General features: G+C 71.8%; 16 protein-coding genes and 3 pseudogenes. 8 read left to right on the top strand and 11 right to left on the bottom strand.

Translation table 11 applies throughout. From position 1 onward, the window contains the following. Nucleotides 1–7: 7 nt before the first annotated feature. The 3 genes from AB0G35_RS28830 to AB0G35_RS28820 form a co-directional block, all read right to left on the bottom strand. Nucleotides 8–472 (bottom strand): hypothetical protein, encoded by a 465-nt coding sequence (locus AB0G35_RS28830; protein WP_360955576.1) that lies wholly within the window; start codon nucleotides 470–472, stop codon nucleotides 8–10. 549 nt (nucleotides 473–1021) lie between these two features. Next, nucleotides 1022–1711, bottom strand: a complete 690-nt coding sequence (locus AB0G35_RS28825) for an LPXTG cell wall anchor domain-containing protein (protein WP_360955574.1) — start codon at nucleotides 1709–1711, stop codon at nucleotides 1022–1024. 250 nt (nucleotides 1712–1961) lie between these two features. Beyond that, entirely contained in the window at nucleotides 1962–2933 is a 972-nt protein-coding gene (locus tag AB0G35_RS28820; protein WP_360955572.1) for a WYL domain-containing protein, read from the bottom strand. A 114-nt stretch (nucleotides 2934–3047) separates the two neighbouring features. Here AB0G35_RS28820 and AB0G35_RS28815 point away from each other — a divergent pair, with 114 nt between their 5' ends. Further along, nucleotides 3048–3455: a DUF3224 domain-containing protein gene (locus AB0G35_RS28815; RefSeq protein WP_360955570.1), complete on the top strand. Its 408-nt coding sequence runs from the start codon at nucleotides 3048–3050 to the stop codon at nucleotides 3453–3455. Between the two features lie 252 nt (nucleotides 3456–3707). Here AB0G35_RS28815 and AB0G35_RS28810 read toward each other — a convergent pair whose 3' ends face one another. Then, nucleotides 3708–4100: a DUF5997 family protein gene (locus tag AB0G35_RS28810; RefSeq protein WP_360955568.1), complete on the bottom strand. Its 393-nt coding sequence runs from the start codon at nucleotides 4098–4100 to the stop codon at nucleotides 3708–3710. Between the two features lie 59 nt (nucleotides 4101–4159). Here AB0G35_RS28810 and AB0G35_RS28805 point away from each other — a divergent pair, with 59 nt between their 5' ends. Further along, nucleotides 4160–4957, top strand: a complete 798-nt coding sequence (locus tag AB0G35_RS28805; protein ID WP_360955566.1) for a LysR family transcriptional regulator substrate-binding protein — start codon at nucleotides 4160–4162, stop codon at nucleotides 4955–4957. A 223-nt stretch (nucleotides 4958–5180) separates the two neighbouring features. Next, nucleotides 5181–6752: an alpha/beta fold hydrolase gene (locus tag AB0G35_RS28800; RefSeq protein WP_360955564.1), complete on the top strand. Its 1572-nt coding sequence runs from the start codon at nucleotides 5181–5183 to the stop codon at nucleotides 6750–6752. On the opposite strand, the gene AB0G35_RS28795 is transcribed toward AB0G35_RS28800, so the two are convergent. Together AB0G35_RS28795 and AB0G35_RS28790 are read right to left on the bottom strand one after the other, a co-directional pair. Beyond that, entirely contained in the window at nucleotides 6745–7308 is a 564-nt protein-coding gene (locus AB0G35_RS28795) for a glycoside hydrolase family 25 protein (RefSeq protein WP_360955562.1), read from the bottom strand. The two genes, AB0G35_RS28800 and AB0G35_RS28795, sit on opposite strands and share 8 nt — an antisense overlap. A 70-nt stretch (nucleotides 7309–7378) precedes the next feature. Beyond that, a complete protein-coding gene (locus tag AB0G35_RS28790) occupies nucleotides 7379–8197 on the bottom strand; it encodes a DUF6424 family protein (protein ID WP_360955561.1) in 819 nt (272 codons plus the stop codon). Nucleotides 8198–8615: 418 nt separating this feature from the next. Here AB0G35_RS28790 and ggt point away from each other — a divergent pair, with 418 nt between their 5' ends. Beyond that, complete coding sequence (ggt, locus tag AB0G35_RS28785; RefSeq protein ID WP_360955559.1) at nucleotides 8616–10511, top strand: gamma-glutamyltransferase; 1896 nt, start codon at nucleotides 8616–8618, stop codon at nucleotides 10509–10511. Between the two features lie 162 nt (nucleotides 10512–10673). Here ggt and AB0G35_RS28780 read toward each other — a convergent pair. From AB0G35_RS28780 to AB0G35_RS28765, 4 genes and pseudogenes are all read right to left on the bottom strand, one after another. Further along, nucleotides 10674–10781, bottom strand: a pseudogene (locus tag AB0G35_RS28780) (hypothetical protein); the annotation flags it as partial. A gap of 86 nt (nucleotides 10782–10867) precedes the next feature. Further along, on the bottom strand, nucleotides 10868–12307 hold the full coding sequence (locus AB0G35_RS28775; protein WP_360955557.1) for an amino acid permease: 1440 nt from the start codon (nucleotides 12305–12307) through the stop codon (nucleotides 10868–10870). Nucleotides 12308–12524: 217 nt separating this feature from the next. After that, nucleotides 12525–12743 (bottom strand): annotated as a pseudogene (gene cynS / locus AB0G35_RS28770) (cyanase); the annotation flags it as partial. 161 nt (nucleotides 12744–12904) lie between these two features. Next, nucleotides 12905–13492, bottom strand: a pseudogene (locus AB0G35_RS28765) (carbonic anhydrase); the annotation flags it as partial. A 167-nt stretch (nucleotides 13493–13659) separates the two neighbouring features. Between AB0G35_RS28765 and cynR the strand changes: the two are divergent. The 4 genes from cynR (at nucleotide 13660) to AB0G35_RS28745 (ending at nucleotide 17761) form a co-directional block, all read left to right on the top strand. After that, complete coding sequence (cynR, locus tag AB0G35_RS28760; RefSeq protein WP_360955555.1) at nucleotides 13660–14592, top strand: transcriptional regulator CynR; 933 nt, start codon at nucleotides 13660–13662, stop codon at nucleotides 14590–14592. 79 nt (nucleotides 14593–14671) lie between these two features. Further along, nucleotides 14672–15433: a MerR family transcriptional regulator gene (locus AB0G35_RS28755; protein WP_360955553.1), complete on the top strand. Its 762-nt coding sequence runs from the start codon at nucleotides 14672–14674 to the stop codon at nucleotides 15431–15433. Nucleotides 15434–15672: 239 nt separating this feature from the next. Next, entirely contained in the window at nucleotides 15673–16047 is a 375-nt protein-coding gene (locus AB0G35_RS28750; RefSeq protein ID WP_360955551.1) for a hypothetical protein, read from the top strand. 103 nt (nucleotides 16048–16150) lie between these two features. Then, entirely contained in the window at nucleotides 16151–17761 is a 1611-nt protein-coding gene (locus AB0G35_RS28745; protein WP_360955549.1) for an amidase family protein, read from the top strand. Here the strand turns inward: AB0G35_RS28745 and AB0G35_RS28740 are convergent. Further along, nucleotides 17722–18210, bottom strand: a complete 489-nt coding sequence (locus AB0G35_RS28740) for a hypothetical protein (protein WP_360955547.1) — start codon at nucleotides 18208–18210, stop codon at nucleotides 17722–17724. The two genes, AB0G35_RS28745 and AB0G35_RS28740, sit on opposite strands and share 40 nt — an antisense overlap. Between the last annotated feature and the right edge of the window lie 49 nt (nucleotides 18211–18259).

Below are 18259 nucleotides of genomic sequence, written 5' to 3'. Positions count from 1 at the left end.
CGAGCCATCAGGCCCCTCCCGCCGACCCCTCCAGGGCCGCCGGTGGAGCCGGCTCCGACGGTTCCGACGGCGAGGCGGTACCCGCGCCGGATGCGTCGTCGGCGGCCAGCGCCTGGAGCCAGGCCTCCACCACCGCCTCCTGCGTCCTCTTCGACACCCCGTCGATCTCCAGCCGCCGCTCCCCGCTGACCAGCACGGCCTTACGGGCTCCGCTGCGCTTGATCCAGTCCCGGACCACGAGCGTCAGGGACCGCAGCGCGGCGACCGAGAAGCCGCCACTCACCACCAGCGTCGTCAGCGACGACACCACCCCGCTCTTGCCGCCCACCGCTCCGGGCTCCTGCCCGCGTACGACGTCGGGCAGATCCAGCGCCAGCAACTCCTCCAGGAGCCCTTGCGCCAGTTCGTCCAGTTCCTGCGCATCGGCGTCCGCGTCGTGCACGACGACGGTGACGTCCCCCGTGATCGTCATGAGCCACCCTTCCCGTTGCTGCGGATTCTAGAGGCAGCAGCAGCGCCGTGTGAGACGCATGGGCGGCCCAACGCGGTTGCAGGTCAGGGGTGTTGAGGAGGGCGCAAGGGGGAGCGGGGACGGTTTTCGGGGTGCGGCCCCCCTCACGGGGGCGCTCCCCAAGGGCTCAGCGGCGAGTGCGTCGACGTCCGCGACGAAGGTGGGGAATTCCGCTTCGGCCTCCTCGGCGATCCGCTGGGCCGGCCGGCGCGGGGTCGTGGCGTAGCGCTCGGCGAGTGCGGTCAACGCGGCGTCACGGGGCCCGTGGTCGTACCTCACGGCCTCCATCGGACCGCAGCCGTCGGCCGGCACCCACGGGAAACCGGACGGGTCCCCGGCCACCACGCCGCAGTCGCCCAGGCCCAGGAACACCACCGGCTGCTCGGTGAGCGGTCGCCCCGGGCGGGCGCGCCGTATGGCGGCCCGGCCCCCGTGCCGTCCTGGACGAAGCCGGGCCCCTGGCCGCACCCGTGCGGGCGCGGCCAGGGGCCCCGGAGAGGTATCCGCGGATCAGTGCTGCTGTGCCTTGCGGCGGCGGAACACCAGGTAGCCGCCGCCCGCGACGAGCAGGGCCGCGGAGGCCGACAGCAGGCCGACGGGCGCGCCGTTACCGGTCTCGGCCAGGTCGCCGCTCTTCCGGGACGGCGACGGCGACGGCGCGGCGGACGCGGCCGCCGAGGACGTCGGGGTGGTGTCCGCGGGGGCGGACGAGGTCGGCGAGGCGCTCGGCTTGGCCGTCGGACCGCCCGCGGTGGCGGACGCCGACGGCTTGCCGCCGCCCGGCCCGCCGGCGTCCTTGCAGTCGGTCCAGAAGACCTTGTGCTTGGCCCGGCCGTGCTCGCCGGCGAAGTTCCAGAACAGCTTGTAGTGGCCGTCGGGCAGGGACAGGTCCTGCGTCCGGCCGTGCCCCTCGGCGTCCAGCGTCAGGGAACCGGACGACACCGTCTCCCCCTTGGTGTGGGCGGTCGGAGCCCAGGCCTCGATGTGCCACTCGACCTTCTGGGCGCCGTCGAAGCCGAAGGAGTCGAGGTAGAACGTGCAGACGTGGGGCTCGTTCTTGAGGAGATCCGCACCGGTCTTGGCGTCGTGGATCTTCACGGTGCCGTTGTCGCCGGGGGCGGCGGCGTAAGCGGAAGGGGCGGTCAGCAGGGCCGCGGCCACGGCGGCCGTGAGCGAGCCTGCGGAAACAAGCGGGCGCATGGGCATTCCAACGGTGGAAGGGGAACGTTGCCGTGGGGGGCTGCCGTGGGGGGCGGCTCAGCTTCCTGGGGGCCCCGGGAATCCGTCAAGGCCCGCGCGCCGCTTATGCCATGCAGTGTCTCGCTCGCCCCATTGGTCCTGCGTAACGATTGGGTACGGGCGGGCGGCGGTGGCGTGCCGGAGGGGCCGGGAAGGCGGCAGGAGGAGGGCGGACGTGGGCTGTTCGGTCCGCCCTGGTGCCCACGACCTCTCAGGGAGCCGTCGCATAGCGCTCGGCGAGTACGGCCACGGACCGGGCCATCGCCTGCCGCAGGGCGGGCGGGCCCAGCACCTCCGCCTCCGCGCCCAGCCGGAGCAGGTCGCTCACCGCGACGGCCTCCGCCTCGACCGCCATCTCCACCTCGACCCAGCCGTCCCCGTCCGGCGCCCCGGCGCTCTCCAGGGCCCGGCTGCCGATCGCACCGAACTGCATGGGCAGCAGCCGCTGCGCCCTGGGGGAGATCCGCAGCCGGGCCGTGCCCTGATGGAGCGCGGCCTCCAGTCGCCGGGCGGACTCCGCCCAATAGGCGGCCAGTTCGAACCCGGCCGGCCGCTCGAAGACCTCGTCGGTGAGCTCCACCGCCAGGAACCGCGACACCCGGTACGTCCGCACCGTCCCCTCCGCCCGCGCCACCAGGTACCAGAGCCCGCCCTTGAGGACGATGCCGAGCGGGTGCAGCTCCCGGTGCACCTCACCGCCCCAACGCCGGTAGTGCGCACGGAGCGTGCGCTGTTCCCACACCGCCTGGGCGACCGGCGCGAGCTGCGGAACCGGATCGGCGTCACGGAACCAGGCCGGTGCGTCCAGGTGGAACCGGTCCTGGATGCGCCGGGTGCTGTCCGCCGCTTCCGCCGGGAGGGCGGCCTGCAGCTTCAGCTGAGCGGTCGCCAGCACCGCCCCGAGGCCCAGGTCACGAGCCGGTCCGGGGGCGCCGGCGAGGAACAGCGCGCCCGCCTCGGCGTCGGTGAGCCCGGTCAGCCGGGTGCGGTACCCGTCCATCAGGCGGTACCCGCCGGCGGGTCCGCGGTCGACGCACACCGGGACCCCCGAGGCGATCAGCGCCTCGACGTCCCGGTAGACCGTACGGACCGAGACCTCCAGCTCCGCGGCGAGTCCGGGAGCGGTCATCCGGCCGCGATTCTGAAGGAGCAACAGCAAGGAGAGAAGCCGGTCGGCGCGCATGGGGACATTGTCCCGGCATCGTCCGCCGTACCTGACAGAAGATGTCAGGTACGGGGTCGATGCTGGTCAGCACCGCGCGCACGGACCGTGTCGCGGCCGACCGAGAGGACCACCATGCCCACGCAGACCAGCGGCCACTTCACCTTCGCCAACTGGGAGGAGCGCACGGTCGGCGGGAGCGAGGCGAGCCCCAAGCTCGCGCACGCCTCCGTCACCAATGCCTTCTCCGGCGGCATCGAGGCCGCCGACACCGCCTGTGAGTACACCATCGTCTACCTCACGGAGAAGACCGGCACCTTCACCGGCATGCAGCTCCTGACCGGTCGGCTCGACGGGCGCGAGGGCACCTTCGTGGTCGAGGAGCGCGGCTCGTTCGAGCCCGACGGGGCCGTGCACTGCACCTTCGAAGTCGTGCCGGGCGCGGCCACCGGGGAATTGACCGGACTGAGCGGAACCGGCGCCTACACGGCCACACCGGGCGCCCCCTCCGTCGCCTACACCTTCCGCTACGACCTGGACTGACCGCGGGCCCACCGGGGCGAGGGCGGCATCCGGCGCGGACCGGACGGCCTGCTGTACGTCAACTACGGTGTGAACCCGCTGACGACGGGCCTGGGCAGCGGCATCCTGCGCTTCGACCGGGCCGCCGCCCACCCGGGGCCGTCGTCGAGGCCTCGGCCCGCATCGTCTCGGTGCGGGCCGCCTGACGGAAAGGTCCTGCGCGAATACCCGGGCGACCCGCGAAAGCGCAGGTCAAGCCCTTGGGCCAGCCTCTCAGGCCGGCTTCTTCGTCTCCTTGAGGCGCTTCTCCTTGAGGCGCTGCGACTCCTTGCGGACCTCGGCCTGGGTGGCGCGCTCCCGCTCCAGCCACTCCGGACGCTCCTGCTTCAGCGCCTCGATCTGCTCGGTGGTGAGCGCCTCGGTGATGCCGCCGCGGGCGAGACCCGAGATCGAGACGCCCAGCTTCGCCGCGACCACCGGCCGGGGGTGCGGGCCGTTGCGCCGCAGCTCCCGCAGCCACTCGGGCGGATCGGCCTGCAGGGCGTTCAGCTCGGCGCGCGAGACGACGCCCTCCTGGAACTCGGCGGGGGTGGCCTCAAGGTACACACCCAGCTTCTTCGCCGCGGTGGCGGGCTTCATCGTCTGGGTGGTCTGGTGCGACGTCATGCCGTCAAGGATATCGAGCGTATGCGCTACCCCCGACCACGACCGGTTACGCTGGCGGCGTGACAGGCTCGGAAGCATCCCCTTCGTTCCGGCTCGCCTACGTCCCGGGAGTGACCCCCACGAAGTGGGTGCGGATCTGGAACGAGCGGCTGCCCGACATCCCCCTCACCCTCGTCCAGGTACCCGCCGCCGACGCCTTCGACGTGCTGCGGAGCGGCGGGGCCGATGCGGGGTTCGTACGTCTGCCGGTCGACCGGTCGGACCTGGCCGCGATCCCCCTCTACACCGAGACGACGGTGGTCGTGATCCCCAAGGACCACCTCGTGGCGGCCGTCGACGAGGTCAGTGCCGAGGAGCTCGCCGACGAGATCCTCCTGCACCCCCTCGACGACACCCTCGACTGGGAGCGTCCGCCGGGGCTGCCCGCGTACGAGCGGCCCGCCACCACGGCGGACGCCATCGAGCTGGTGGCGGCAGGGGTGGGACTCCTGGTCGTCCCGCAGTCCCTCGCCCGCCTGCACCACCGCAAGGACCTCACCTACCGGCCGGTATCGGACACCCCCACGTCGCGGGTCGCACTGTCATGGCCGCAGGACGCCACCACCGACATGGTGGAGGACTTCATCGGGATCGTCCGCGGGCGCACGGTCAACAGCACCCGCGGCCGCCGCCCGGCCGCCGCCGAACCGTCACCGAAGGCCAAGCGCGCCGAAGCGGGCGGTGCCCGACGCAAGCCCGCCGCCGGTACGTCGGGCGGCAAGTCGGCCGGCGCCGGGCGCCGCCGCGGCACCGGAGGCCCCCAGGGCGGCAAGAGCGGCAAAAGCGCCAGGAGCGGTAAACCGCGCCGTCGCTCCTAGAGGTTCCCACGGGCTCCTGGGGGCTCCTGGGGACCACACCTCCCGCGTACCGGGCCGCTGGGCCCCGTACGACCCGGCTGGCCCCGCCGGGCTGGCGCGCGCCCCGCTCCGACCGGAAGCTGGCCTGGTCAGCGGTTCACCGCGCGCCGGCTGCCGCAGGTGGACGGGTGCCTGCGCAGGCCGTGCGCCTCGGTCGGAGTCTGCCCCGGGAAGGTGTTCTCCCATGGAGGAGCGATCGCCCCTCATCTATCTGCGCGGGTATGCCGGTCCGCCCAGCGGAGTGGACAAGCAGGTCGACGACCCGTTCTACGGGCTCAACAGCGGTGCCACCCACATCCGCGTGGACGGGGACGGTACGCCGCGCTTCTACCAGTTCGAGGGGCCGCTGCTGCGGTTGATGATCGACGAGGACTACGAGCTCCTGGTGCGCGGCGATCAGCATGCGTATCTCGAAGCGCAGGCCGACGGCACGGTCGCGGCCGAGTCCGTCTGGGTGTTCCGTTTCTACGACTACGCCGCTTCCACCTTCGGTACCTCCGTGACGACGACTCCGGAGCGATTCGAGCTGGAAAGGGCGGCGGAGCGGCTGTACGACTTCGTGGGACTCGTCCGCAGGAAGACCGGCGCCGACAAGGTCCACCTGGTGGCCCACTCCATGGGGGGCCTGGTGGCCCGCTGCATGATCCAGAAGGTCTCCCACACCCCCGATCCGATCTCGGGCACACCGCGCGTTCCCGGGGCCGAGCTGGTGGACAAATTCTTCACCTACGGCACTCCGCACGGCGGAATTTCCTTCGACCTCGGCGGGGGACTGGTCGACTGGGCGATGGAGACGTTCGGGCCGGGCGGATCGGAGATCTTCGCCCCGGACCGGATGTACGGCTATCTCACGCCCGGGGCGTCCGACGGCGACGAACCCCCCGCCGGCTGGCAGCCACACGCCATCCCGGCAACCGCCTTCGACGTGAAACGGGTGTTCTGCCTGGTCGGCACCAACGCCGCCGATTACGGACTGGTCGAGAAGGCGGTCGGCCCGCGCAGCGACGGCCTGGTGCACATCGACAACGCCTATGTGCACCAGGCGCACCGGGCGTACGTCCACCGCTCCCACTCGGGGCGCTACGGACTGGTCAATTCCGAAGAGGGGTACCAGAACCTGCGCCGTTTCCTCTTCGGGAAGTACCAGGTCCGGGTCGACCTGTGCGGCCTCGCCCTGCGCCGGCGCCCCGGTGAGGCGGAGACGGTCTGGCAGGCGGAGGCCCGGCTGTCGGTCCGCGGCCTGCCGGTGGTGCTGCACGAGCAGAGCGCGGCGCACTACTGCCCGATCCAACTGAACCAGGAAGCCGCCCAGCACACGGATGCGGACGGACAGGCCGCCCCGGTCCCGCTGGCCACCGCCTTCCTCCTCGACCCGGAACGGGCCCGCGCGCGCAGCGAGAACCAGTCGGCGAACCGCTCGCGCTACACCTTGGCGCTGCGGGTGTTCCACCTCGTCGAAAGGAGCGGCCGGTTCTTCTGGGAGGACCACCTGGAGCAGGTGGCCGACTGGGAGGACACCCTCATCGTCGACGTCGGCCACCTCGATCAGGCGCCGGATGCGGAACTGCACGTCTGGGCCGCGTGGAATGCGGACGTCGCGGGTGAGGTCGACCGCGTCGATCCGATCCGGCCGAATCCGTGCCCCCTGACCGCCGACGGCGGAGACCTGCACACCGACATTCCGCTGCCCGAGCCGGCCCGTCTTCTTCTCGGCGCCGAATCCCGTCTCCGGCTCACCGTCAGCCGCGTCAGCTGAGTTCCACGAGGGCCGAGGACCACTGCTTCAGCGCTGCCCTGTCGGTGAAGTTCCCCACGTTCGTGTCGATCGGGCGGTCGGTGAACTGGTGGAAGACCCACGGCTGCCGGATGTCGGGCTTCCCGGGCTTGCCGTTGTACTGCGCGATCCACAGGCCGTCACCGGCGAACGAGGACTTGTCACGGTGCAGCCAGAAGTCCAGGTTGCAGTAGAGGACCACCTTGTGGCCGGCGGCGCGCTGCCGGGCCTCCTTGAGCCAGCTGTCCTTCCAGGCACTTGAGATGCGGGGATCCTCCCAGTCGAGGACGAGGATGTCCCCTGCCGCGAGGTCGATTTTGGAGAGGAAGAAATCGACCTGTGCCGAGACGGAGCCGGGGCGTGCGAAATGGTAGAACCCGGTCACCAGCCCGGCGTCACGGGCGGTCTTCCGCTGCGCGACCCATTTCTTGTTCGTGAAGCCGATACCTTCCGTGATCTTGATGAAGACGAAGTCGGAGCCGGTGGTCGGGAATGTCTCCGGCTGGAAGGACGAGACATCGATTCCTTTGATGGTCATGATCGGTTTCCTTGTGGCGGTGCGGTGTGGTGCGTGCGGTGCAGTGGCCGGGGTGCCGGCCGCAAAACCGTCAGCTCTCCTGCCGGCGGAACGCCTGCCGTGCCAGGTCGTCGTCGGGGGGAAGGACGGCGCCCTTCCACTCCTCGGTCCGCGCTTCGGGCTCGCCGTCCGCGGCGGCGGAACGGGGTGCGGCGGCCGGGCTCGGAGTGACCAGGCACTCCGCATAGGCCGAGCCGGGATGGGCGGCAAGGACGCGCACCCGGCCGTCGCCGGAGCCACGCGGCGAGACCGGCACGACCGCCACCGGGAAGCCCTTCTGGTCCGTGACGAACAGCTCGAAGTCGTCATGCCGGAAATGGTCGATGTCCACGATCGGCTTCGGGTAATGGTGGTACCCGGCCGCTTTCGGGAGCACCCCGGAGTGCGCACCGGAGGGCAGCGGGACCGAGGCGTTGAATATCGAGTCCGTCCACTCGGCCACCTGGTCGGCATTCTCTATCGGGGTGTTCAGGAGCCGTTCGCCGTCGTCGTAGCCGAAGCCCGCATAGCCGGGCAGGGTGTCCGGGAACGCGCCGACCACCCGGACCGCGCACTGCCGAATGCGGTCCACCTTCGCGGGGTCCGCGCAGAATTGCGCCGACCACTCGATGCCGAGCGGGAGGAACAGGCAGATCCAGCCTTCGCCGTCCTTGACCCAGACCCCGCCGCCGTGGTGGTCCTGGTACGGGCCGGGCGCGAACGTCCAGTCATCCGTCGTGTCGACGAGCTCCCGCATCAACGTGCGGCTCGCCTTGTACTGCGGACTCTCGGTGCGGGGCGGATGGTCCGCGACGGATATGGTCCACGGGAAGTCCTCGTGTTCCGGGTGTGATCGCGCCGGGCTGTTCATGACGATCTCCTTGTCGAAGGTCCCTTTGTTGGGGGCTTCAACAACACCCGCAGTACCGAAATACCGCAGTCCCGCTCCGGGGACTGACTCAGCTCACTTCGACGAGGCGAAAGTTGAAGCCGCGAGTGCCTCGAACTCCTCGATCTGACGATGCCTCTGCTTTCCGGTCCCTACCGGCGATGCTACCCCTGGCCTCGTGCCCGCGCGCGTGATAGCGGTGCCTCGCTGCGCTCCGTGACGTAGTCGCGTAGTGGTTCGGTGCAGTCGGTGTCGTTGATGCACGTGGCGTAGTTGTGGTGGTTACCGGGCGGGAACCTCAGAAGAAGCGCAATTATTGCCCTCAGGCGTTGCTGTGCTGATCACCTGCTGTCAGGGTTTCGGCCATCTCAGCCCTCGTCGAGAGATCCCCGGAGGCGTCTTGCCTGTCCGTCGTCGTGTCGTGGTCGCCGCCGCATCCGTTGTCGCGGTCGCCGTTCCCCTCGTCTTCTCCCTCAGCGCAGGTGCTCAGCCGAGCACCGGGTCCGCACCCCGCGCCGCGTCGGCCGGGCCGGAAACCGGTCTCAAGCCGCCTGCCAAGGAGGCCGTCGCCACCGGCAGTGGTGGCGCCGTCTCCAGCGTCAATCCCTACGCCTCCCGCGCCGGCATCGAAGTGCTGCGGCACGGCGGCAACGCCGCCGACGCCGCGGTCGCCACCGCCGCGGCCCTGGGCGTCGTCGAGCCGTACTCGGCGGGCATCGGGGGCGGCGGCTACTTCACGTACTACAACGCCCGTACCGGCAAGGTCAGCACCATCGACGGCCGGGAGACCGCACCGGCCCGCATGACGTCGGACGCGTTCGTCGATCCGTCGACGGGCAAGCCGATTCCGTTCCCGGAGGCGGTCAACTCCGGCCTGTCCGTGGGGATTCCGGGAACGCCGGCGACCTGGCGGAAGGCGCTGCGCGACTGGGGAACGCTCTCCCCGGCCAAGGCCCTGCGGCCCGCGACGCGGCTCGCCGAGGACGGCTTCGTCGTCAACGAGGAATTCCGCGCCCAGACCGAGATGAACGAGAAGCGCTTCCGGAACATCTCCTCCACCGCGAAGCTCTTCCTCCCGCACGGCGAACTCCCGGTCGTCGGCTCCCGCTTCCGCAATCCCGACCTCGCCCGTACGTACCGGCAACTCGCCCGCGAGGGCATGGACGCGCTCTACAAGGGCGCCATCGGCCGCGACATCGTCCGGACCGTCCAGCACCCGCCGGTCGCCCCGGGCGCCGATGCGAAGGTGCGCCCCGGTCTGATGGCGGCCGGCGACCTCGCGAAGTACACCGCACTGCGCCGCGAGCCGACCCACACCACCTACCGCGGCCTCGACGTCTACTCCATGGCGCCCTCGTCGTCCGGTGGCACCACCGTCGGTGAAGGCCTCAACATCCTGGAGAACTTCCACCTCTCCGCGGCCGACCGGGTCCAGGCGCTCCACCACTACCTGGAGGCCAGCCGGATCGCGTTCGCCGACCGCAACCGGTGGGTGGGTGACCCGGCCTTCTCCGACGTGCCCACCAAGGAGCTGCTGGCGAAGAAGTTCGCCAAGGAACGCGCCTGCCTGATCAAGCCGACCAGCACCCTGACCAGCCCGGTCGCGCCCGCGGACCCGCGGCATCCGGGCAACGGCTGCACCAAGGGGTCCGGCAACCACGAGCCGTACGAGGGCCCCTCGACCACGCACCTGGTGGCGTCCGACCGCTGGGGCAACGTGGTGTCGTACACCCTCACCATCGAGCAGACCGGCGGCTCCGCGATCACCGTGCCCGGACGCGGCTTCCTGCTCAACAACGAGCTGACCGACTTCGACTTCACCCCGCTCGCCAAGGACGTGCCCGACCCCAACCTGCCCGGCCCCGGCAAGCGTCCGCGCAGCAGCATGTCCCCGGTGATCGTCCTGAAGGACGGCAAGCCGCGCTACGCGGTCGGCTCGCCCGGAGGCGCCACGATCATCACGACCGTGCTGCAGACCCTGGTCAACCGCATCGACCTGGGGATGACCCTGCCGGAAGCGGTCGCCGCACCGCGGATCTCGCAGCGCAACCGCCCGGACACCGAGGCGGAACCGGCATTCCTCAAGTCCCCCGAGCGCGCGGCCCTGGAAGGGATCGGCCAGCACTTCGTCGAGGCCCCGAAGACGTTCACCCCGTCTCCGGAGATCGGTGCCGTCGCCGCTCTGGAGTTCCTCCGCGACGGCCGGACGCAGGCGGTCGCCGAACCGAAGCGCCGGGGTGGCGGGTCCGCGATGGTGCTCCACAAGACGGAGGGCGCGGCGGAACCCGCTCACTAGGCTCCGCCCGGCCCCCCACATCGGGGCCGGACCGTCCTCCTCCCGCCCTCGGGCCCGCGGCGTCGGCACGCCGCGGGCCCGACGGCCGTATCGTGCCGGCCGGCCGTACCGCGTCGGTCAGTTGAGCGTCCGCAGCGCCGCCGGTGAGCTTCTTCGTCCGGCCGGCGAGACCGCCGCGCGCACCGCGGCCACGATCTCCGCCGCGAACTTCGTACGGGACACCGGGGCACCGCCGTACGCGTCGGTGCGCCGGTTCGTCTCCGGCGCGTACGGGCGGGGGCGTGGCGCCGTGCCACGCCCCCGGCAGCGCCTGACGGGTTACCGACGAGCTGCCCTTCCGGCGCCGGCGGCACGCCTCACGCGGTGGTGTCGGCCTCGGCCTTGGTCTCGACGTCCTCGATGCCGCTCGGGCGTCCGGCGCGCGCCCAGCGGACGTACAGGACACCGGCGATCAGCACGGTGGCGGCGAGGGAGAGCACCGGCCAGCCGCGGAGCAGGTTGACCACGAGCGTGAAGGCGACACCCGCCGCGGCGAGGGCGTTGAGCCAGGCCATGGCGGGCTTCTTCTCGGTGCGGGCGAAGCGGGCCATGGCGACCAGGCCCACCAGGAAGCTGACGAAGACGGCGACCGCGTAGAAGAGGACCAGTTCCTGCTCCCGGCCGGCCGCGGCCACGATGATCACGGCGGAGGCGAGCAGATAGACCACGACCGACCAGTACGGCGTGTGGTGCCGGTTCGTACGGCCGAGGACCGGCGGCAGCACCCCGGGTGCGCCCGCCGTGCCGGCCAGCGCCTTGAGCAGGCCGGGTCCCGCCTGGAAGGAGGAGCTGGCGGCGGCGAGCAGCAGGAGGGAGCTGGTCAGCTGGAACGCTCCGTACAGCCAGTGGGGTCCGGCTGCGGCATGTGCGATGTCGGCGATCTGGGTGGAGTCGGCACCGGGGATGCCGATGTGCAGGCGCAGCGCGAGTGCGGTGAGCGCGAGGGTCAGTCCGCCGACGATGACCAGCAGCAGGGCGAGGGTGCCGCGGCCGAAGCGGCGCCGGCGGGCGTCGTCGAGCTGGCCGAGCTGGGCGATCGCGGTGGAGGGCGCTTCGACGCCGGTGGCCAGCGCCATCGCGACGGGGAAGGCGAGGACGACGGCGAGCACGGCGGGGCGGCCCGCATCGGCGTCGGCCGGGGAGTGGCCCACCGAGTGCGGGCCGGCGAAGCCCAGCACCACCACGGCGACGGCCACCACCACGAACAGGACGGTCATCCCCGCGAACAGCAGACGGCCGCCGTGGCCGAACCAGGTCAGTGCGGCCACCAGCACCAGCAGTCCCAGCGCCAGAGGGATGCGGGCGCCGGCGAGTGCCGGGAAGAGGGCGATGGCCGCGCTGGCAGCCGCGGAAATGGAAATACCGATGGTCAGGACGAAGTCGACCACCAGCGCACCGATCGGCAGGAAGGTCCAGCGCGGTCCGAACGCCTTCCCGGCCGCGGCGGCGGCCCCGCCGCCCTTGGGGAAGCGGCGTACGAGCTGCCAGTAGTTGGCGGTCACCACGACGACCAGACCGATCACCAGGGACATGGTGGGCAGCAGTAGTGCCAGGTCACCGTGCAGGGCCCGCAGGGCGGCCTCGATGGCGTAGGCGACGGAGGAGACCGGATCCGCGATCACCGCGAAGGCGAAGGCGATGAACAGCACCGAGGTACGCGGTCCGCGGCGGGAGCGTACCGGTGGAACGGCCTCGGTCTGCGCTGCGGGGGCCGGGGCCGGGGCCGGGGCGGGGGTGGGGACCGGGGGAAGGGGCATGCCCGGAAGTGCCTTTCTGGCTGGCGAAGCGGATCAACTCACTGCTTGCCGACCAGACTTCCCGGCGCACCTGGCGTCAACGATACGTCAGCGGCGCGCTAGAGACCTGTCAAGGAAGCGTAAAGACCGGTTGCGGCCCGGGGAAGGATGACTGACCGGGTTCGTAGCGGAACCCGCAGTGAGGCACCCCGCCCCGGGGCCGCGCCCGGGTTCGCCCTCAGAAGGGCTTGGTGGGCAGGTACTTGCCGTCGAGGGTGATGACGGCACGCTCGCCGCCCTCGGGGTCCGCCACCTTCTTCACGTCCAGCTTGAAGTTGATCGCGGAGATGATGCCGTCGCCGAACTGCTCGTGGACGAGGGCCTTGAGGGTGGTTCCGTAGACCTGGAGCATCTCGTAGAAGCGGTAGATCGTCGGGTCGGTGGGGATGCCGCCCGGCGGGTTCAGCCGGGATGCGGCGCCGGCCGTGCCCCGGGGCGCGGGCGGTCGCCGCGCTCTTCGACCGCCCGGACGGCGCCGCGCTCTTCGACCGCCCGGACGGCGCCGGGCTCTTCGACCGCCCGGGTGGTGCCGAGCTCTTCGGCCGCTCGGGTGGTGCCGAGCTCTTCGATCGCTCCGGTGGCGATGTCGAAGACCCAGCCGTGCAGCCGGACCGCGTCACCGGCCAGGGCGCGGGCCACCGAGGGATGGGTGGCGAGGTTCGCCAGCTGCGCGGCGACGTTCGCCCGAACCAGCGCGGCCACCCGGTCCTGACCGGCGGGGCCCTCGGCGGCCGTGGTGCGGGCCCGAGCGGCATCCGCATGCCGTAGCCAGTCGGCGACCGCTGGTGCGCCGCTCAGATCGTGGCCTTCGACGAGGGCGGTCATCGCCCCGCAGGCGGAGTGCCCGCAGACGACGATGTCCGTCACGCCCAGCACGGCGACCGCGTACTCGATGCTTGCCGCGATCCCGTCGGCGCCCGGCGCGTAGGCCGGGACCAGATTGCCCGCGGTGCGGATGACGAACAGCTCACCGGGATCCGTCTGCGTGAGCAGCTCGGGGACGACGCGGGCGTCGGAGCAGCCGATGAACAGCGTGCCCGGTCGATGGCTGGTGGCCAGCTGGGCGAAGAGGCCGGCCTTGGTGGGCAGCACCTCCCGCTGAAAGCGTGCGACGCCCTCGGCGAGATGACGCGGGTGGTGGCTCAGGTGGTGCGCATGGTCGGAAGGTGACACTTCCTGCCTCCCTTCGATCGGGGTGCTCTTTCTCTCGGACCCGTCGGTGGGCCCGACGACATTCACCGTCCCCGACCTGCGCCTATAGCGTCCAATACCAGCTACCGATGACTCCTATCGATGCCACCTATACTTGCCCCATGAAGCCGGAACTGCGTCATCTGCGGTACCTGCTCGCCGTCGCCGAGCACGCCCACTTCACCCGCGCCGCCGAAGAGCTGCACATCTCCCAGCCCACGCTCTCCCAGCAGATCAAGCAGCTGGAGAAGGCCCTCGGTGTCCAGTTGCTGGACCGCACCGGCCGCACGGTGCGACTGACCGATGCCGGAGAGACCTACGTCCACCACGCCCGGCGGGCACTGCAGGACCTGGCGGCGGGCGAACGGGCCGTCCTGGACGTGCAGGACCTCTCCCGCGGTCACCTCCGGCTCGCGGTGACCCCGACCTTCACCGCCTATCTCACCGGCCCGCTGGTGACCGACTTCCACGCCCGGCACCCCGGCATCAGCCTGGAGGTGCGGGAGATGACCCAGGACCGCATCGAGGCCGAACTCCTGGGCGACCGCCTCGACCTCGGCATCGCCTTCGCCGGCCCGCATCTGCCCGGCATCCGGGCCACCGCGCTGTTCACCGAGACCCTCAGCCTCGTCGTCGGGCCGTTGCACCCGGACCACGACGCCCCCGGCCGCCAGCCGGTCAGCGCCCTCGATGAACGTCAACTCGCCCTGCTCAGCGAAGACTTCGCCACCCGGCGGCACATCGACGACTACCTCGCCCGGCACGGAGTGCACCCCCGGATCGCCGTTGAGGCCAATTCACTGCTCGCCCTCACCGAAATCGTCCGGCGCGGCCCGCTCGCCACCGTTCTGCCCGATGCCCTCACCCGCGACCACCCGCACCTGACGACCGTCCCGCTCGACCCGGCGCTGCCCGCCCGCACCGTCACCCTGCTCCGCCGTGAGACGGCGTACCAGAGCGCGGCCGCCCGTGCCTTCGCCCGCCTGACCACCGGCTGGGCCCGCGCCCAGGGCTACCCCGAGCCTTGCGGAAACGAGTCCACCCGCGGGGCTTGAAGCTGCCGCAACGGCGGCTTCTACCGTTCTGACCAGGGCCGGAAGGACCGGCCGGTGAAGCACTCGTGAGGAGGCGGCGATGGCCTGGCCGGCCGCGGAGGTTGCCCGGATGTCGGGCGTGACGGCCCGGACGCTCCGGCACTACGACGAGATCGGCCTGCTGCCGCCGGCCCGGACCGGCGCGAACGGCCACCGCTACTACGAGGAGCGGCAGTTGCTGCGGTTGCAGCAGATCCTCGTGCTGCGGGCGCTGGGCCTGGGGCTGACCGAGATCGGCCGGATCCTGGCCGAGCAGGTCGACGAGCTCCAGGCGCTGCGCGGTCACCACCGCAGGCTGCTCGCCGAGCGCGACCGGCTCGACGCCCTGGCCGGCACCGTCGCCCGCACGATCACCGAACTGGAGCGGTCCACAAGGGACGGCAGCCCCCTGACCGGCATCAACCGACCGGAGAACCTCTTCGAGGGCGTCCGGCCCGATCAGTACGGAGCGAACCTGCGGGAGTTCCCGGAGCTGGCCGCGGCGGTCGAGCGGCGCACCTCGACGATGACCGAGGCCGAGATCGAGGCCGGGCACCGCGCGCGTACGGCGCAGATGATCCGGCTGGCCGAGCTGAGGGCCGCCGGTGAGTCCGTCGACTCCGACGCGGTCCGGGCGCACATCGACGCCCAGTACCGGACCCTGGCCGAGCTGCGGGAGGTGTCGCCCGAGGAGCACCGGGCGATCGGACGTGCCTGTGTGGAGAACGAGCAGTGGCGCGCGGCCTACGAGGCGATCGCGCCGGGGCTGGCCGCGTACCAGCGTGACGCCATCGAGGCGTACGCCGCCGCCCGGGAGGACTGAGCCGGGGAGGGCTGTCGTCGTGGGCGGCGCGCACCCGCGACGGCGGTCCCGACCGGCCTGTCGCGACTACCACAGGCCGCCCCCTCCCCGCCCCCGATTTCGCCCCAGATCGAAGAGATGGTGCGACCGCGGCATCGGGTGAAAAATCCCCGTTACGACCGCCCTGCAGCACCCCGCGCCCCGCACGTGCCGGGTTCCTGTGCAGCGGGCACGCGGACCGGACCATCAGGGGGAGAACCATGCGAAAGATCACCAAGGCCGCCGCGCTGGCCTTCGCCGTCGGTGCGCTGACCACGGCCGGCGCGACCGGCGCCAACGCCGCCCAGGCCGCGGGCAGCCTGCACGGCTGTCCGTCCGGGGCCGTCTGCGTCTACCCGCAGAACGCCGGGTGGAACGGCGACCGCCCGTCCCTGGCCTTCTACAGCTACGGGCCCCACAACCTCAGCAACCAGGTCGGGCAGCACTACGTCCTGAACAACCAGACCGGCGGCGCGACGGCCCGCACCTGCACCGGCTACAACGGGACCGGTGACTGCCAGGGCTACCTCTGGGCCGGCTACTACATCGACAAGGACCTGACGCCGATCAACTCGATCCTCCTCGTGCGCCCGTAACAACTGCCCCACGGTGCACTTGCGTTGACGTGGGCCGGGCCGCTCCGGAGCAACCCGGCCCCCGTTCCTTTCACCGCGACGGCAGGGGGGAAAGCTCCCCCTCATGGGAAACCGACGCATTGCCGTGCTGATCGCCGCCCTGGGCGCGGCGGCCCTCGTCGTACCAGCGGCGCCGGCCCCGCGTGCCGCGGCCGCCGCACACACCGCCGGCCCGGTGCATACGCAGGCGGTTTCGTCCGCGCCACCAGGCCTCGACCTCGACACCGTGACGATCCCGGAATTACAGGCGCGCATGGCGGACGGCTCGCTGACCTCGTCCGCGCTGACCCGGGCCTACCTGCGGCGGATCGCGACGGTCGATCCCGTGATCCATGCGGTGCTGCGGACCGATCCGACGGCCCTGCGCCAGGCGGCCGCCAGTGATGCAAGGCACCGGCACGGCACGACCCGCGGCCCCCTGGACGGGATACCCGTCCTGCTCAAGGACAACGTGGACACCCGCGGCATGCCGACAACGGCCGGCTCGCTGGCGCTCGCCGGGAGCCCGCCGGACCGCGACGCCGTCCTGGTGACCCGGCTGCGGCAGGCGGGCGCGGTGCTCCTCGGCAAGACCAACCTCTCCGAATGGGCCAACTTCCGTGCGGAGAAGCCGACATCGGGGTGGTCGGCGGTGGGCGGGCAGACCCACAACCCGTACGTCCTGGACCGGAATCCGTGCGGCTCGTCCGCCGGTTCGGCCGCCGCGCTCGCCGCGTCGTTGTCGCAGGTGGCGATCGGTACCGAAACGGACGGCTCGATCGTCTGCCCCGCCGGGATGACCGGGGTGGCCGGCCACAAGCCCACCCTCGGACTGGTCAGTCAGACCGGCGTGGTGCCGATCTCGGCCGAGCAGGACACCGCCGGGCCCATGGCGCGCAACGTGACCGATGTCGCGCTCACCCTCGCGGTGCTCAGCGGTGACGACAGCGTGCGCCGCGAGGGGCCGGGCCGGCCGGGCGGCCCGGGAAGCTCCGCCGGACTGCGTGGGAAACGGATCGGCCTGTGGCGGCTGCCCTCGCTCGGGCCGCAGGTCGACGCCCTGATGACCCGTACGGCCGGGAAACTGCGCACCGCGGGCGCCGAGGTCGTCGAGGTGACGCCCCCGTACCAGGACCGGATCGCCGCACTCGAATTCCCGGCGCTGTTGAGCGAGTTCCACCGGGACATCGACGCCTACCTCGCCACCCGCCACGGGCCGCGGAACCTCGCCCGGCTCATCGAGTTCAACCGCACCCACCCGGCGGAGCGGACCTGCTTCGCCGGCCAGGAACTGTTCGAGCGGGCGCTCGCCGCGCCGCCCACCACCGACCCCGGATACCGCGCCAGGCGTGCCGAGTTGGCGGACCTGTCCCGGCGCTCCCTCGACGAGACCGTGGCCACCCACCGTCTGGACGCCCTCGCCGCGCCGACGAACCCGCCCGCCTGGAGGACCGATTGTGCGCGGGGCGACAACGACGTGATCCCGTCCTCCACCCCGGCGGCGGTGGCCGGTTACCCGTCCTTGTCGGTACCTGCCGGGTCCGTCGGCGAACTGCCGGTCGGCCTGCTCCTGATGGCCGGCGGCCACCGGGACGCCGAGCTGCTGTCGCTCGGGGCCGCGGTGGAACACCGCCTGCATGCCTGGCGGGCGCCGCGCTACCTGCCGTCGGTGGGCCCGGAGACCTCCCGGCGGTGAGCGGACCAGGGGCGCCGGCCCGGCGCGGTCACGGCCCGGCGCTCCCGCCACCACGGCACGAGCTGGACCACGCCGAACGCCACCTCGACGACGAAGAACGGCCACAGCACCCGCGGGGCCCCGTGGGCCAGCGCGTACGCCTGCCAGGAAGCGAACAGCGTACGCGCGGCGGCGTCGAACAGTCCGTGCACCGGCAGGGTCCGCACGACGCGCAGCAGGGCCCAGACGACCACGACCGAACCCATCAGATTCGCGAGCAGGGTCTGCAGGGGTTCGCGGGGCGGCATGGCGCCCAGCCCGAGCGCACCACCCCACGACGACAGCGCACCGTGCACCAGCGCGTACGTCCACGGCGTCGCGAACCCCGCCGTGACGGCGAGGTCGTACCAGGCACTCGCGCGCACCACGCGCAGATAGGACGGGCGGGAAGGGGCGACAAGGCGTATCACGGGGCGACTCCTGGAGTTCTGACGACCTGGGCTCATCACGCGGTCTCGG

It is taken from the genome of Streptomyces sp. NPDC021749, from assembly GCF_040640655.1.
Taxonomy (GTDB): domain Bacteria; phylum Actinomycetota; class Actinomycetes; order Streptomycetales; family Streptomycetaceae; genus Streptomyces.
Note: the sequence above shows the minus strand (reverse complement) of the source record. Positions and strands in the feature narration are given on the sequence as shown.